Origin of the sequence: Ruania albidiflava DSM 18029, from assembly GCF_000421225.1 — a bacterium.
Lineage (GTDB): Bacteria > Actinomycetota > Actinomycetes > Actinomycetales > Beutenbergiaceae > Ruania > Ruania albidiflava.
Genome location: NZ_ATWL01000004.1, coordinates 163,820 through 177,214, shown reverse-complemented (window position 1 = coordinate 177,214; position 13,395 = coordinate 163,820). Strand labels below are relative to the sequence as shown.

12 protein-coding genes are annotated in these 13,395 nt (G+C 69.6%); 3 read left to right on the top strand and 9 right to left on the bottom strand.

All coding sequences use genetic code 11. The features are described 5' to 3' along the window. The first annotated feature begins 42 nt into the window (after positions 1 to 42). Positions 43 to 1,002 (top strand): 2-dehydro-3-deoxygalactonokinase, encoded by a 960-nt coding sequence (locus tag K338_RS0106970; RefSeq protein WP_022917458.1) that lies wholly within the window; start codon positions 43 to 45, stop codon positions 1,000 to 1,002. Further along, on the top strand, positions 999 to 1,643 hold the full coding sequence (locus K338_RS0106965; RefSeq protein ID WP_022917457.1) for a 2-dehydro-3-deoxy-6-phosphogalactonate aldolase: 645 nt from the start codon (positions 999 to 1,001) through the stop codon (positions 1,641 to 1,643). The genes K338_RS0106970 and K338_RS0106965 overlap by 4 nt, the downstream gene beginning before the upstream one ends. Positions 1,644 to 1,652: 9 nt before the next feature. On the opposite strand, the gene K338_RS0106960 is transcribed toward K338_RS0106965, so the two are convergent. The 3 genes from K338_RS0106960 to K338_RS0106950 form a co-directional block, all read right to left on the bottom strand. Further along, positions 1,653 to 3,212, bottom strand: a complete 1,560-nt coding sequence (locus K338_RS0106960) for a hypothetical protein (protein ID WP_022917456.1) — start codon at positions 3,210 to 3,212, stop codon at positions 1,653 to 1,655. Then, on the bottom strand, positions 3,205 to 3,999 hold the full coding sequence (locus K338_RS0106955; RefSeq protein ID WP_022917455.1) for a deoxyribonuclease IV: 795 nt from the start codon (positions 3,997 to 3,999) through the stop codon (positions 3,205 to 3,207). The genes K338_RS0106960 and K338_RS0106955 overlap by 8 nt, the downstream gene beginning before the upstream one ends. A 400-nt stretch (positions 4,000 to 4,399) precedes the next feature. Then, positions 4,400 to 4,891, bottom strand: a complete 492-nt coding sequence (locus K338_RS0106950) for a hypothetical protein (RefSeq protein ID WP_022917454.1) — start codon at positions 4,889 to 4,891, stop codon at positions 4,400 to 4,402. 225 nt (positions 4,892 to 5,116) lie between these two features. Here K338_RS0106950 and K338_RS0106945 point away from each other — a divergent pair, with 225 nt between their 5' ends. Further along, on the top strand, positions 5,117 to 5,998 hold the full coding sequence (locus K338_RS0106945) for an Fpg/Nei family DNA glycosylase (RefSeq protein WP_022917453.1): 882 nt from the start codon (positions 5,117 to 5,119) through the stop codon (positions 5,996 to 5,998). Positions 5,999 to 6,012: 14 nt separating this feature from the next. On the opposite strand, the gene K338_RS0106940 is transcribed toward K338_RS0106945, so the two are convergent. The 6 genes from K338_RS0106940 to K338_RS0106915 form a co-directional block, all read right to left on the bottom strand. Then, positions 6,013 to 7,386: an ABC transporter substrate-binding protein gene (locus K338_RS0106940; protein ID WP_022917452.1), complete on the bottom strand. Its 1,374-nt coding sequence runs from the start codon at positions 7,384 to 7,386 to the stop codon at positions 6,013 to 6,015. A 7-nt stretch (positions 7,387 to 7,393) separates the two neighbouring features. Further along, entirely contained in the window at positions 7,394 to 8,347 is a 954-nt protein-coding gene (locus K338_RS0106935) for a carbohydrate ABC transporter permease (RefSeq protein ID WP_022917451.1), read from the bottom strand. Positions 8,348 to 8,359: 12 nt separating this feature from the next. Next, a complete protein-coding gene (locus K338_RS0106930) occupies positions 8,360 to 9,262 on the bottom strand; it encodes a carbohydrate ABC transporter permease (protein WP_022917450.1) in 903 nt (300 codons plus the stop codon). Positions 9,263 to 9,309: 47 nt separating this feature from the next. Beyond that, positions 9,310 to 10,551, bottom strand: coding sequence for a Gfo/Idh/MocA family protein (locus K338_RS0106925; RefSeq protein ID WP_051154703.1), 1,242 nt, complete (start codon positions 10,549 to 10,551; stop codon positions 9,310 to 9,312). A gap of 41 nt (positions 10,552 to 10,592) precedes the next feature. Then, positions 10,593 to 11,774: an ROK family transcriptional regulator gene (locus tag K338_RS0106920; RefSeq protein ID WP_169579527.1), complete on the bottom strand. Its 1,182-nt coding sequence runs from the start codon at positions 11,772 to 11,774 to the stop codon at positions 10,593 to 10,595. Between the two features lie 151 nt (positions 11,775 to 11,925). After that, complete coding sequence (locus K338_RS0106915; RefSeq protein ID WP_022917447.1) at positions 11,926 to 13,107, bottom strand: N-acetylglucosamine-6-phosphate deacetylase; 1,182 nt, start codon at positions 13,105 to 13,107, stop codon at positions 11,926 to 11,928. Between the last annotated feature and the right edge of the window lie 288 nt (positions 13,108 to 13,395).

Genomic DNA, 13,395 nt, shown 5'->3' with positions numbered 1-13,395 from the left:
CCCGCAGCGCCTCTGCAGGCTGGTACCACGTACGCTGAGGCCATGGCGCAGCGGACACCGGTAGCGCTGGTCGCCCTGGACTGGGGCACCAGCTCTTGTCGGGCGTATGCGCTCGATGCCGACGGTCAGCCCCTGGGCCAGCGCAACCGGCCGCTGGGGATCCTGACCGTCGGTGCCGACCCTGCGGCCTACCCGCAGGCACTGGCCGAGATCGCCGGGGACTGGTTGGACGACTCCCCGGCGGTGCTGGCCTGTGGGATGGTCGGCAGCGCGCGCGGTTGGCAGGATGCCGGCTACCGGGAGGCTCCGGTCGCGCTCGCCGACCTGGCCGGCCCGAGCGTGCTGAGCGTTCCGGGGCCTGTTGGGCCGGTGCACCTGGTGCCCGGGGTGCGCACGGTCACCGGGGTGATGCGCGGGGAGGAGACCCAGCTGCTCGGGGCTGCGCTGACCGGCCTGGACGACGACCCGGTGGTGCTGCCCGGTACGCACAGCAAGTGGGCGCAGCTGACCGGCGGCACCCTGACGGACTTCCACACGGCGATGACCGGCGAGCTGTACGCCATGCTGCTCGACCGCGGGACCGTCTCCCAGGTGGCGGCCCCGCCGGGTGAGCAGGATCGCGCCGCGTTCGACGGCGGAGCTCGCCGTGGTCTGGAGCGTTCCGCGCACGGACTGCTCTCCTTGGTGTTCGAGGCCCGCTCACGCGTGCTGGTGGGTTCCCTGCAGCCGGAGCAGGTGCGCGACTTCCTCTCCGGGCTGCTCATCGCTGCGGAGATCACGGGTGCGCTGGCATGGTTGGGGCAGCGCCCGCAACAGGTCACGCTGGTCGGTGGCGAGGACCTGTGCGAGCGGTACCGACGGGTGCTCGGGCTGGCCGGTATCAGCGCCCACCGACCGGAAGAGGACTTGGCGCTCACCGGTCTGGTGCACCTGGCCCGCGAGCTGCGTCTGCTGCCCGGTGCACCGGGCAGCGAGCAAGGATCACGGCGGAGGAGCAGATGACGAGTGACCGGCTGACCGGACTGGTGGCGATCCTGCGGGGTCTGACCCCGGACCGGGCCGCAGACGTAGGTGAGGCCCTGGTGAGTGCGGGCCTGACCACTGTGGAGGTGCCGCTGAACTCTCCGGATCCGCTGCAGAGCATCACCATCCTGCGAGAACAGCTGGGTGCGCGTGCCCGGGTGGGGGCGGGAACGGTGCTCGATCCGGTCTCTGTGGTTGCTGCGCAGGAGGCAGGTGCACAGCTGATCGTCTGCCCGAACACGGACCCGGACGTGGTGACCGAGGCAGTGGCCGCCGGGTTGCCGGTGTACCCCGGTGTCGCCACTGTCTCGGAGGCGTTCACCGCGATCCGGTACGGCGCCCGAGCGGTGAAGATCTTCCCGGCCGACCAGGTGGGTGCGGTAGCGGTCCGTGCCTGGCAGGCGGTGCTGCCGCCGGAGGTGGAGCTCGTGCCGGTCGGTGGTGTGGGCCCCGCCGGCTTCGCCGAGTGGGTCGCCGCCGGTGCGAGCGGGTTCGGCATCGGCTCGGCCCTGTTCACCCCGGACGCGCCCGTCGGCCAGCTGCAGGAGCGCGCCGAGACGATCGTGGCCGCCTGGAACGCCGTGTCCGCGCAGGTCCGCGACGTTCCCGGCGGCCGCTGAGCTACACCGTCAGCGGTACAGGTTGCCCAGCCCGCGCTGGCGCAGCTTCTTCCGCAGGCCGCGGGGTCGTACGGCGCTGCCGGTGCCAGCAGCCGGCGGGTACGGAGCACCACTCGGATAGGGCGTGCCACCAGGCGGTGGCGGATAGGGCGCGCTCTCCGGCGCCGGTGGCACCGGCGCGCTGGTCGCCCCCGGCGGTGCATGGCCGCCGGAGGGCTGCGCCCCACCCCCGTACTCGGTGGCACCCGGCGGAGTCGGGTGCTCGAGAGCCGCTGCGGCCATGGCGCCATAGCTCTGGGCGTTCCCGGCCGCACCCCGGGACATCAGCTCCTCGTACCACTTGGTCAGGTCGCGCGGCTTCAGGATCGGCCAGCGCTGCAGCACCAGGTTCCGCGATTCTCGGGTGCGCTGTCGAGACACGATGTCCAGCACTGCACCGAGTACCAGCAGCAGCACCGCCGCTACCAAGCCGATGCTGCCCCAGTCCTGCGCCGTACCCGACGCGATGGGCCGAGCCGGAAGGGCAAGCAGCAGCACCAGCGCGCCGAGCAGACCGGCGAAGTTGGACCACAGCGGGTCGACCGTGGACCAGTGCCGCGCGAGCACACCCAGCGGGGGTGGGCCAGCAGCGGGGTTGCGTGCGGAAGCCAACAGCGCGCGCAGCTCGCCGGTCCGGGCGATGTTCTGCATGACGGCGCTGATCACGTACAGCACGATGGCGCCCGCCAGCAGCAGCATCGAGGAGCTCAGCATGAGCGTCTCGCCGCGACTGAGGACAGAACGGGCCTCGAGCGCGGCAGCAGCCGCGATGATGGTGATGACGGCGGTGAGCGCCGCGATCCCGGTGAGAACGAGCGCAGCAGTGCCGACCTTGTCGCCGAGCTGGTCCAACGGCGTGCGGTGGAGCTGCGTGGGGTCCGCCGCGTCGCCGTCAGAGTCCAGCACCGGCTGCGTGACCCGCTCCTTGGCCGCGGCCTCAGGTTCCTCCCGCGCCGACTCCGGCCAGCGCCGTTCGATCTCACCCAGCGCTCGCTTCCGGTATCGCTGGAAGATGCTGGCCAGGCCGATCCCCGCCACCGGGATCCCGACCATGCGCCAGTCCTGGGCGACCGGCCAGGACTGCACCCAGGTGCCTACCGGGTCGGTGAGCACACCTGGGAAGGCAAGCACGATCCCGGCGAGCAGCCCGGCCACCACCAGGCTGCGCCCGCTCCACCCGCAGCCCGCTCCCCATTCGTCCGGATGAGGTACGGCCGTGGCCCCACCGCGGACTGCGCGTCGGAGGGCGCCGAGCATCAGTATCGTGCGCACCAGGTGCACCAGCGCCACCGCCAGCGGGGACAGGGCGAACACGAGCAGGGTCAGACCGAGACCGTACTCCGCCCAGAGCGTCCACACCTGCCCGGTCGGCCCGGCGCCGAAGCCACCCAGGCGAGCGATGTGCCGGGCAGCCAGGAACGGCAGGATCATCAGGGCAGCGATCAGCGGGAGGCCGAGCAGCATCGAACCGATCGCCCGCACCGGGCCCGCAGCGCCGGTGGGGTAGATCTGCCAGCGCGCGTCAGTCACAGCTCTCCCGGATCCAGGCGATGTCGGCGGCGTGCTCCGCCGCTCCGCCAGGGGTCTCCACGATCACTGGAGCACCCGCCTCGCGGATCAGCGTCGCGAGCTCGTCGGCAGGTAGCGAGCCAGTTCCCAGGTTCGCGTGCCGGTCCGCCCCGGAGTCGAAGGCGTCCCGGGAGTCGTTGGCGTGGACCAGGTCGATCCGTCCGGTCGCCTCCAGCACCCGCGATACCAGTCCTGCCAGGGGTTCTCCGCCGGCGTAGGCGTGGCAGGTGTCCAGGCAGAAGCCGACGGCGTCTCCACCGTCGGCGCTGCGCACCGCCTCCCAGAGTCGGGTCAGCTTGGCCACCCCTCGGGCCATCGCCTTCTTCCCGCCCGCGGTGTTCTCGATGAAGATCGGTACTGCCGCCTCGAGCTGGTCCACTGCCTTGCGCCAGTTGTCGAAGCCGACCTCTTCGTCGTCCGTGGCGAGCACGTGTCCACCGTGCACCACCACGCCGATGGCACCGATCTCGGCCGCGGCGTCGACCTGCTTCTGCAACAGCTTGCGACTGGGGATGCGGATCCGGTTGTTCGTGGTGGCCACGTTCAGTACGTAGGGGGCGTGCACCACCAGGGTGATGCCGGCCTCGGCGGCCGCCTCCTTCAATGCCTGGGCACCGCCCGGGTAGCGCACCTCCGGCCCTTTCCACCCCTGCGGGTCGCCGAGGAAGATCTGCGCTGCGTCCGCGCCCCGCTCGCGCGCCTGCGCGATCGGGTCGGACTGGTCCACGTGGGCTCCGATCACTGCCATAGTTCGAGCGTATCGAAGCGGCGGCGTCGCGCCGATGGGTCCACATGCACACCCGGCGGGCACCGGGTGTGCGGCACGCTGCCACCCAGTCCCGGCAACCAGGTGCTCGGGCCGGGCAGAAAATGCCTGGGCAGGAGGGCCGCACGGATCTACGGTGGCAGGTACACGGGAAAGGAGGTGATCCGAGAGTGAATTCTTTTCGGACGCGTGAGGTGACTGTCCGCTAGTCGCCCGTCAGTACCACGGACGGACCGCCGTCTCGAGGGTGCAGGGCACCAGCGAGAACCCGGCAGTCACCGCAGAGCCCGCGGGATGCGCCCCTCGTCCACTGCGCTGCTCGGCCCAGGCCGAACGCCCGCGGGCTCACCCGTGCCCGGGGGCCGCAGGCCCGGGGTAACGGTCAGCTGAAGAGCACGAACAGCACCACGATCAGCCCGACCACTGCCACTGTGGCGATCGCAGTGATACCGAAGACGCGGCCATAGGTCCAGCCCTTGGCGTCCACACCGTAGGACTTCAGCCGTTCGGTCCACCACAGCGGCGCCGGCACGGCCGCTGTCGCCATCCGCTCGTTGTACTGCGCCACGGACTCCCAGGGCTCCGGGCTGGGGATGGCGGCGTCCGGGTTCACAGCCACCTTCGTCTGTCCGGCCCAGAGGGTGAGCCGGCCGGGGTTGCCCGGCCAGTACCGGGCCTTGGTGATCTGGCCGGCGGCGGCATCGAAGACCACCTGGTCGCCGGCGGGGTTGCCGGTCGGGTCCAGGTCTAGCACCCGGATCCGGTCCTGTGCGGTCCACTCGATGCGGGCGGGCTTGGTCTGGAACAGGGTGATGCCGGTGCTCCGCTCCACGTTGAGCTTGACGGTCTGCGGGCCGGTGCTGGGCATGGTCATGAGTTCTCCTCAACTGGCAGTCTGCGGCAAGAATATCTGCTCCCCACTCACCTCTCCCTCCCCGGTTGAATCTATTCAGGCGATACTTCCGACGTGCGAACGTGCCCTGCGGTATCGCCGCGGCGCAGGACGTATCGACCGCATGGGCCTCGGCCGAACGCACCGGCCGTCACACCGCACGCACCTGGCTCTCTCGCACACGCCTGGCATCGATAGAGTGCAGTCATGCCGGAGGGGCACACGATCCACGCGCTCGCTGCGCGGCTGGACCGGGCGTTCGCCGGTGGTCCGGTCCGCGCGAGCAGCCCGCAGGGGCGGTTCGCCGCGGGTGCTGCGCTACTGGACGGGAAGGAACTGCGCGGCTCGCAGGCATGGGGCAAGCACCTGTTCTGCGAGCTCGAGGCAGACCACTGGCTGCACGTACACCTGGGGCTGATCGGAGTGTTCCCGGTCGTGCCGCTGGCCGCTGAGCTGCGCGGCGCGGACCCGGGCCGAGTGCCGGTGACTGGCACGGTGCGGCTCCGGCTCCTGAACCAGACGCATGTGGCCGACCTGCGCGGGCCGATGACCTGCGCGGTGCGCACACCCGAGGAGGTCGCCACTGTGGAGGCCCGCCTGGGACCGGACCCGCTGCGTCCCGAGGCGGACCCGGGCACCGGGTGGCAGCGGGTGCGGCGGAGCCGCAAGCCGGTGGCCGAGCTGCTGCTGGACCAGCGGGTGCTGGCCGGGGTGGGCAACGTCTACCGCTGCGAGGTACTGTTCCGCAACCGGGTGGACCCCTACCGTCCCGGACGAGAGCTGCGGGAGTCCACGTGGTGGGCCCTCTGGCAGGACCTGGTGACGCTGCTGCCGCTGGGCGTGGCGTTCGGGCAGATCCTCACCATGGACGACCAGGTCACCCACGCCCGGGCGGAGATCGCCGCCGGTGGCGTGGCTACGTACACCGCCTCCTTGACCGGTGAACGTCTCGGTGAGCACTTCGAGCGGCGCTTCTTCGTGTACCAGCGCACCGGGGAGCCGTGCCGCCAATGCGGTTCCCGGGTGCGCTCAGCGCCACTGGCCGGCCGCACGCTGTACTGGTGCGGACGGTGCCAGCGTCGCCGCTGAGCGACCGAGGCGTCCTACCCTCCGGCCAGCATGTCGTTGACCTGCGCGTTGACTTCGGTCAGGGTCGCGACATCCCGGCTGCCGATGTAGATCTCGTCCATGATCGGCGTCACCAGAGCAGTGATCGACCCGTAGGACCGCGTCACCGGGAAGAACAGGGTGTCCTGGTTCTCCACCCGATCGAGGAACGGGGAGACATCCAGGCCCTGGTCTGCGAATGCCTCCCGGGCCGCCTCTGTACCTGCAGGGCGGGCCGGGAAGACCACACCGGCCTGCCCGACCAGCACCTGGCAGTCGTCTGAGCCGAGGAAGCGCACCAACCGAGCTGCCTCCTGCGGATGTTCGGACTGGGAGCTGATCGAGTCGCCCAGCCCGTTGTACATGGAGACCGGGTGCCCCACGGGACCGCTCGGCAAGGAGGCGATGCCCAGGTCGATGCCTTCGAGGCTGGCGTAGCTGGGGAGCATCCAGGAGCCGTTCGCTGAGATCGCTGCCCGACCCGAGCCGAGTGCCTGCTGTGGGTTGGGCTCGGTACCGACCTCCTCGTAGGGCGCCATGAAGCCCTTGTCCACCAGGCCGAACAGCCATTCCAACGAGTCCTGCAGGCGCGGGTCGTCGAAGTTGTACTCGGTGCCCCACACGTCTGCGTTGGTGAACGTCCAGCCGGTGGAGCCGGCGAGCCAGGACCACTGCGTCTGACCGTCGACACCGCCCGACCCGTTCGAGGCGAGGCCGTAGACCTCGACGTTGTCCGCATCGAAACCGTCCTCGTCGCCACGCACCCCGTTCGCGTCCACGGACAGGTGCGCGATCACCTCCTCGAAGGAGCCACCGTCGTCGGGGTTCCAGTCCAGAGTCTCCAGATCCTCGGGACTGAGCCCGGCCTCCTCGATCAGCGCGGCATCGTAGAACAACGCGATCGTGTCGAAGTCCTTCGGCATGCCATACAGCTCGCCGCCCTGACCGGTCCACAGGTCGGCTAGGCCTTCCTGGAACTCACCGGCGTCCACCCCGGCGGTGGCCTCCAGCGTGGACAGGTCGAGCACCAGGCCACGGTCGGCGAGCTCGGGATACCGGGTGAGGTGGTCGGTGAACACGTCCGGGCCGGCTCCGGCCACGAAGCTCGCGGTGAGCTTGCGCCAGTAGTCGTCCCAGCCATACTGGCTGATCCGTACGTGCAGGTCGGGATTCTGCTCCTCGAACGCATCCACGCAGGTCTGGTAGGCCGGAAGCTGGTTGGCGTCCCAGAGCCAGTAGTCCAGGGTCACCTGCTGCTGCCCGGTGCTGCTGCCGGCACACCCGGCCAGTGCGACTGCTGCTGCAGCAGTGGCGGCGATGGCTGCCGCGCGGCGGCGGGTGGGACTCGGTCGAAGTGTCGTCGTCCTCATGTCGGCCTCACTTGATCCCGGAGAATCCGATGGAGTTGACGATCCGCTTCGCGAACACCAGGAAGAGCAGGATCATCGGCAGCGCGGCCACGAGGGTCGCCGCCATCAGCCCGGACCAGTCCGGCCCGGTCTGCGGGCTCTGTTCGGTGAAGTTCCCCAGCGCCACGGTGAGCACCCGGGACTCGTCGCTGTAGGAGACCATCAGTGGCCAGAAGTAGTCGTTCCAGGCCGTGATGTAGGTCAGGATCGAGATGGTAGCGATCGGTCCCACCGACATCGGGATGATCAGGGCGAAGAACACCCGCACCTTGCTCGCACCGTCGATCAGTGCCGCTTCCTCCACCTCGGTGGAGACGTTCATGAAGAACTGTCGCAGGAAGAAGATCGCGAAGGGGGTCATGAACAGTCCCGGCAGCATGATGCCGAGCAGCGTGTCGACCAGACCCAGCTCTCGGATCAGCAGGAAGTTCGGCAGCAGGGTGAAGATCACCGGCACCATCAGGGAGAGCAGGAAGATGCCGAACACCCGGTCACGGGCCTTCCAGTGCAGCCGGGAGAACGCATAGGCGGCCATCGCGGAGAAGAACACCTGGCACACCGTGATGCCCGTGGCCACGACCACGGAGTTGCCGAGGTAGCGCCAGAAGTCGATCGAGGCTCCGGAGCCGCCCTGAGCGATCGCCTCCTCGGTGCTCTGCATCCCGAAGACGCGTTCGAACCCGCCCCAGCTGAAGTCCACCGGCAGCCACGAGGTCGCGTTGGCGTACAACGCGCTGTTGCTGGAGAGTGCGGTACGCAGCATCCAGTAGAACGGGAACAGGGTGATGATCAGGAGCACGATCATCACCACCCAGGCGACGATCCTGCCCGGACTCATCCGTCGGCGCCGCTGGCGTGGCACTTGGTCACCGGTGGTAGCGCCGGCCGGTGCCAGCCCAGGGACTGCTGTGGTGTCAGTCATCGTTCCCGCCTCCTAGTTCAGGTCCGTCTGGCCGGCGCGGGTGATGCGGTACTGCACGAAGGTGACGACCATCAGCAGCACCAGCAGGGCGACGCTCAACGCGGAGGCGTAGCCGAAGTCGAACTGGGCGAAGGCCTTGTCATAGATGTAGAGCTGCAGCACCCGGGACGCATCGACCGGTCCACCGTTGGTGGTCACGGCCACCGTGTCGAACACCTGGAAGGAGCCGATCACCGAGATGATCAGCACCAGGCCGAGGATGGGGCGCAGCAGCGGCACGGTGATCCGGAAGAAGGTCCGGGTCTCGGAGGCTCCGTCCATCCGGGCGGCTTCGTACACCGTGTGCGGGATGGTCTGCAGCCCGGCGAAGATCAGCAGCGCCGTGTACCCCATGTGTCGCCACACGTTCACCAGTGCGATGGTGGGGATCGCCCACGTCTGGCTGGTGAAGAAGCCGATGCGGTCCAGGCCCAGCCAGGTCAGCAGCTGGTTGCCGATGCCGAGCTGGAAGTCCAGGATCCACAGGAACACCAGGGCGGCCACCACGTTGGACACCAGGTACGGCGCCAGCACCAGCGAGCGGAGCAGAGTCGACTGGCTGAGCCGCTGCATCAGCACCGCCAGCAGCAGTGCGGCCACGGTCTGCACACCGATGTTGATCACCACGTACAGCGCGGTCACCCGCAAGGCGTTCCAGAACACCGGGTCTGCGGCCATGTCCCGATAGTTCTGCAGGCCGACGAACTCTGCCGGGCTGAGCAGGTCCCAGGAGGTGAGGCTGAGCCAGAGGCCACGGATCATCGGCCAGAAGTAGAAGGTGACCAGGCCGACCGTGGCCGGCAGGATGAACAGCAGGGCGAGCCTGGTGTCGTCGCGACGGGTGGCTCGTCGTGCGCGTAGCGGTGGGGCGCTCATGGGATCCTCCTTGCGTCGTTGCAGGTGGGTGCTCGGCGGCGGGTCGGTCAGTGCCGCGGACCGTCGCCGAAGTCCGGGATGGTCAGCCGTTCACCTCCTGCTCGGGCGGAGGCGTGCGCCACGATCCCGGGTGCGGTGAAGTGCGCTGCGCGCCAGGCGTGCACCGGCGGGTGCTGCCCGGTGACCACGGCGCGGACGAAGTCGTCGGCGAGGAAGTGGTGCGATCCTTCGTGGCCGTTGGGGGCATCGGCATAGCAGGCGGGCAGCCGGGTCCGGTCGTGCACCGGCGCCGAGCCGGAGGTGAACGCCTCTCGCAGCGCGGGTGCGACATCGTCGAGGTCGCTGCTGTCGGTGCTGCGGATCGGGACGAAGTCTGCCGAGATGTCGCGGGAGCTCTCCTTGTCGTGCCACACGCTCTGGTGCGCCAGCTGCTCGAAGCTGGCCTCGGTACCGAAGAACCGGAACCGGGACTCGCGGATGGGCGAGGGATAGCCGACCCGGCGCATCTCGTTGGTGCGCATCGCCCCGCCGTCGGAGAGCTCGAACAGAGCGCTAGCGTTGGAGAAGTTGTTGTCGAACTGGCTGATCTCCCGGTCGAAGACGCCGTCGTCGCGGTCGTCCTCCACGCCGAGGCAGCTGACGCTGACCGCCCGGGCGGGGAGTGCTCCGAGCACCCCGCCGATCGCGTGGGTGGGGTAGAGCATCGGTGGATAGCTGGCCGTCGCCTTCCAGTTCTCCCCGCCGCTGTAGGCGTAGGCGTCGTAGAAGCCGAGGTCCATGTCGTGCACGTAGTCGCCCTCGGAGTAGAACACCCGGCCGAGCGCGCCCTCGGCGATCTTGCGGCGCAGGAAGACTGTGGCGGGGTTGTAGTAGCTGGTCTCGCCCATCATGTAGGTCAGGCCGGTGCGTTCGACAGCGGCGATGATCGCCTCGATGTCGGTGAGCTCGGTGGCCATCGGGACCGCCGAGTAGACATGCTTGCCGGCCTCGAGGGCAGCCAGCACCAGCGGAGCGTGGGTCCACCGCTGGGTGAAGATCGCTACGGCATCCAGGTCTGAGTCCAGCATCTGCTCGAAGCTGTCGGCCACACTGGCGTGCTCATAGCGCTCCGCGAGCGCGTGGGCACGCTCGGGCAGCAGATCGGTGATCTCGATCCGGCTGACGTTGGGGTGCCGGTCCCACAGCGTGGCGAAGCTCCGGGAGAACTGTCCGGCACCGACGATGCCGATGCTGATCGTGCCGGCCTCGGGGTTCAGCGGCTCAGTCGGTTCGGGGGGCAGCTCGGGCATGGTGTTCTCCTCCTGGGGGTCGTCTCGGTCGTCTGGACAGGTCATGGTCGGGTATACCGGTGTCGTGGCGGATCGAGCAGCCATTGGCACGCGACCACGGCCGCCCCGCGGGCCCACTCGTCGAACCCGGAGGTGAATGCCACCACCTTCGGGCGACGCGCCACCGGATCGAGGTGCTCGGCAAGCGCGGCCTGCATGCTGTCCTCGGCGTAGCTGAGCAGCTCCAGACCGTCACCGGCGAGGATGACTGCGGGCAGGCCGAGGATGTTCACCAGCTGGGCGATGATCACGCCGAGCGCGCGCCCGGCGTCCGCAAGCACGCGCCGTGCCACCGGATCGCCGTCGGCAGCCAGCGCACAGCCCTGCGCCAGGTCGATGTCGACGCGACCGTGCGGCACACCGATGGCGGCGGTGATCGCGGCAGTGGTGAGGTAGCTCGAGGCGCAGCCGCGGTGGCCCAGCTCGCAGAGGGGGCCCGAGTCCGAGATGCGATGGTGCCCGATCATGCCGACCAGGCCGCTCGGTCCGGAGAGCACCTTGTCCTCGAGCACGATGCCCAGGCCGATGCCCACGCCCACGGTCAGGACGGCGAGCTCGCTCATTCCCTTACCAGGTCCCGACCACTGCACCCCGGCGGTGAGTGCGCGGGCGTCTCCGCTGAGCACGGTGGGAATCCCGGTCGCCTCCTCGACCAGCTGGGCAAGAGGCACCTGGTCCCAGCCGAGGTAGTGGTTCCGGCGGACCGTGTCGTCGAACCGGGTCTGCTCGCCCGCAAGCCCGATCCCGAGCGCCTGGATCCGATGGTCACCACCTATTTCGTTTACGATTGCAACAATCTCGGCGACGACGGCGGTCACCTCGGTGCTCTCGATCTGAACGCTCTGGCTCACGTCGACACGGCCGCGCGCATCGGCCCGGACCGCGAAGACCTCGTCGGCAGTGAGCTTCACGCCGATGAACTGATGCCGGGCCGCATCGAGCACCAACGGCGCACCGGGACGACCGCGTTGCTCCGAGACAAGTGCAGCTCCCTCAGAGATCAAGCCAGAAACAAGCAACGGTCGAGCGGTCTTCGTCAGGCTTGCCGGCGACAGGCCAAGGCGGCGGGCGAGCTCGGCCCGGGTGAGCGGACCGCCGAGCAGCAGCGCCCGCACCACCCCGCGGGCCGCTGGCCCCAACGTGGCCAAGGATGGCGCGTCGTCGATGTCTGGGCTTCGTTGCACAGCCAGAACGATGCCCTTTTTCGTTCACCATGTCAAGTAATAGCGGTGGCAGAGTCAGCCGCAGGGCATCTCGGGAAGCTACGGCCGAGGAGGCGATGATCTCGGTTGTGGTCGACCAGGGCCGGGCCCGGTCGGTGGGCCGCCAGGGTCGCTACGGTCGCACGAGGCGGCCGCGCACCACGGTCGCCCACGGGGAGAGGTCGTCCTCGACGACGAGCAGGTCGGCGTCATAGCCGGGCATGATCCGGCCCTTGCGGTCGCCGAGGCCGACGATCTGAGCGGGTCGGGTGCTGCCCATCGCAAACAGCTCGGCCACCGGCCAGCCGAGATCGGCATGCAGGTAGGCGAGCATCGCCTCGAGCGTGGTCGTGCTGCCGCCGAACGCGTCCGCACCGACCACCACACCCACACCGTCGCGCACCTCGCAGACCACATCGGCCAGCGCGTACCGGCTCCCCTCCGGCAGACCGGCACCGGAGGTGGCGTCCGAGACCACGATCAGGTCCTCACCCAGGCAGCGGCGGGCGATCTCCAGCAGGGCTGGTGGTAGGTGCTTGCCGTCGGCGATCACCTCGGCGGTGAGCCCGGTGGAGGCCAGAGAAGCCTCGAGCAGACCGGGTACCCGCCACGGTCCCTCGCGCACCAGCGCGGACTGCCCGCTCCACAGGTGGGTCAGGTGGGTCAGTCCGGCAGCCTGGGCCGCCTGCAGGTCCGGCACGCGGGCCTCGCTGTGCCCGGCCGCCACCACCGTGCCGGCGGCACGGAACTGCTCGACGGCGGAGACTCCCCCGGGCAGCTCCGGCGCCAGGGTGATCATCGCAGGACGGAGCGAGGCCAACCTGGCCACGGCGTCCGCGTCGGGATCGCGCAGCACCGCCGGGGAGTGCGCACCCGCCTGCGCCGGTGTGAGGAACGGTCCTTCCAGGTGCACCCCGGCCACCTCGGCCGTCCCAGGCAGCGGATCGTCCCGATACCGGTGCAGTGCGTGAACGGTGCTGACCATGGTCTCCACCTGGTCCGAGGCGAGCGCCGCGAGCACCGTGGTGACCCCTCGGGAGGCGAGGTGGCCCACGATGGCCGCTACGCCGTCGTCATCTTCGGCCTGCTCGAAGCTGTGCCCGGCGGCCCCGTGGATGTGGATGTCCACCAGGCCAGGACCGATGAGCCGGCCCCCGACGTCGAGCACGCGGCCGGCCGGCGGGTCGTCGACGAGCGCCGCGATCTGCCCATCGCGGACGACCACGCTGGTCTCCACGACGCCGTCATCGATGAGCACCCGCCCTCCGGTCAGGACCAGGGGGTTCTCGGCACTGCGGCTGCTCAGAGGTGGCATCTGGTCATTGTGCCGCAGTGGTGGGCTGACCGGACGACCGGCGATGCGCTGAGCGGTCCGCGCGTCGGTCGCTCGTAGAATGCGGCCATGGGGCCGTCCGAGGCGCGCGAGGGCACGAGCCGCCTGACCGACCGGCACGGGCGCGGCTACTTCGCGCTGCAGGCGGCGGCCGGCGCGCTCTGGTGGCTCGCCGTGGCGCTGCTGCCCGCCGTGCGCCAGGCGACGCTCGGGACGCTGGACCCGGTGCTGGTGGCGGCGCTGGACCTTCCGTTGTTCGTGGCTGCCTCC

Coding starts and splice junctions, on each gene's coding strand:
- K338_RS0106935 (WP_022917451.1), bottom strand. CDS start 8,347: ATGACTGACACCACAGCAGTCCCTGGGCTGGCACCGGCCGGCGCTACC.
- K338_RS0106930 (WP_022917450.1), bottom strand. CDS start 9,262: ATGAGCGCCCCACCGCTACGCGCACGACGAGCCACCCGTCGCGACGAC.
- K338_RS0106950 (WP_022917454.1), bottom strand. CDS start 4,891: ATGACCATGCCCAGCACCGGCCCGCAGACCGTCAAGCTCAACGTGGAG.
- K338_RS0106965 (WP_022917457.1), top strand. CDS start 999: ATGACGAGTGACCGGCTGACCGGACTGGTGGCGATCCTGCGGGGTCTG.
- K338_RS0106940 (WP_022917452.1), bottom strand. CDS start 7,386: ATGAGGACGACGACACTTCGACCGAGTCCCACCCGCCGCCGCGCGGCA.
- K338_RS0106970 (WP_022917458.1), top strand. CDS start 43: ATGGCGCAGCGGACACCGGTAGCGCTGGTCGCCCTGGACTGGGGCACC.
- K338_RS0106915 (WP_022917447.1), bottom strand. CDS start 13,107: ATGCCACCTCTGAGCAGCCGCAGTGCCGAGAACCCCCTGGTCCTGACC.
- K338_RS0106945 (WP_022917453.1), top strand. CDS start 5,117: ATGCCGGAGGGGCACACGATCCACGCGCTCGCTGCGCGGCTGGACCGG.
- K338_RS0106955 (WP_022917455.1), bottom strand. CDS start 3,999: ATGGCAGTGATCGGAGCCCACGTGGACCAGTCCGACCCGATCGCGCAG.
- K338_RS0106925 (WP_051154703.1), bottom strand. CDS start 10,551: ATGCCCGAGCTGCCCCCCGAACCGACTGAGCCGCTGAACCCCGAGGCC.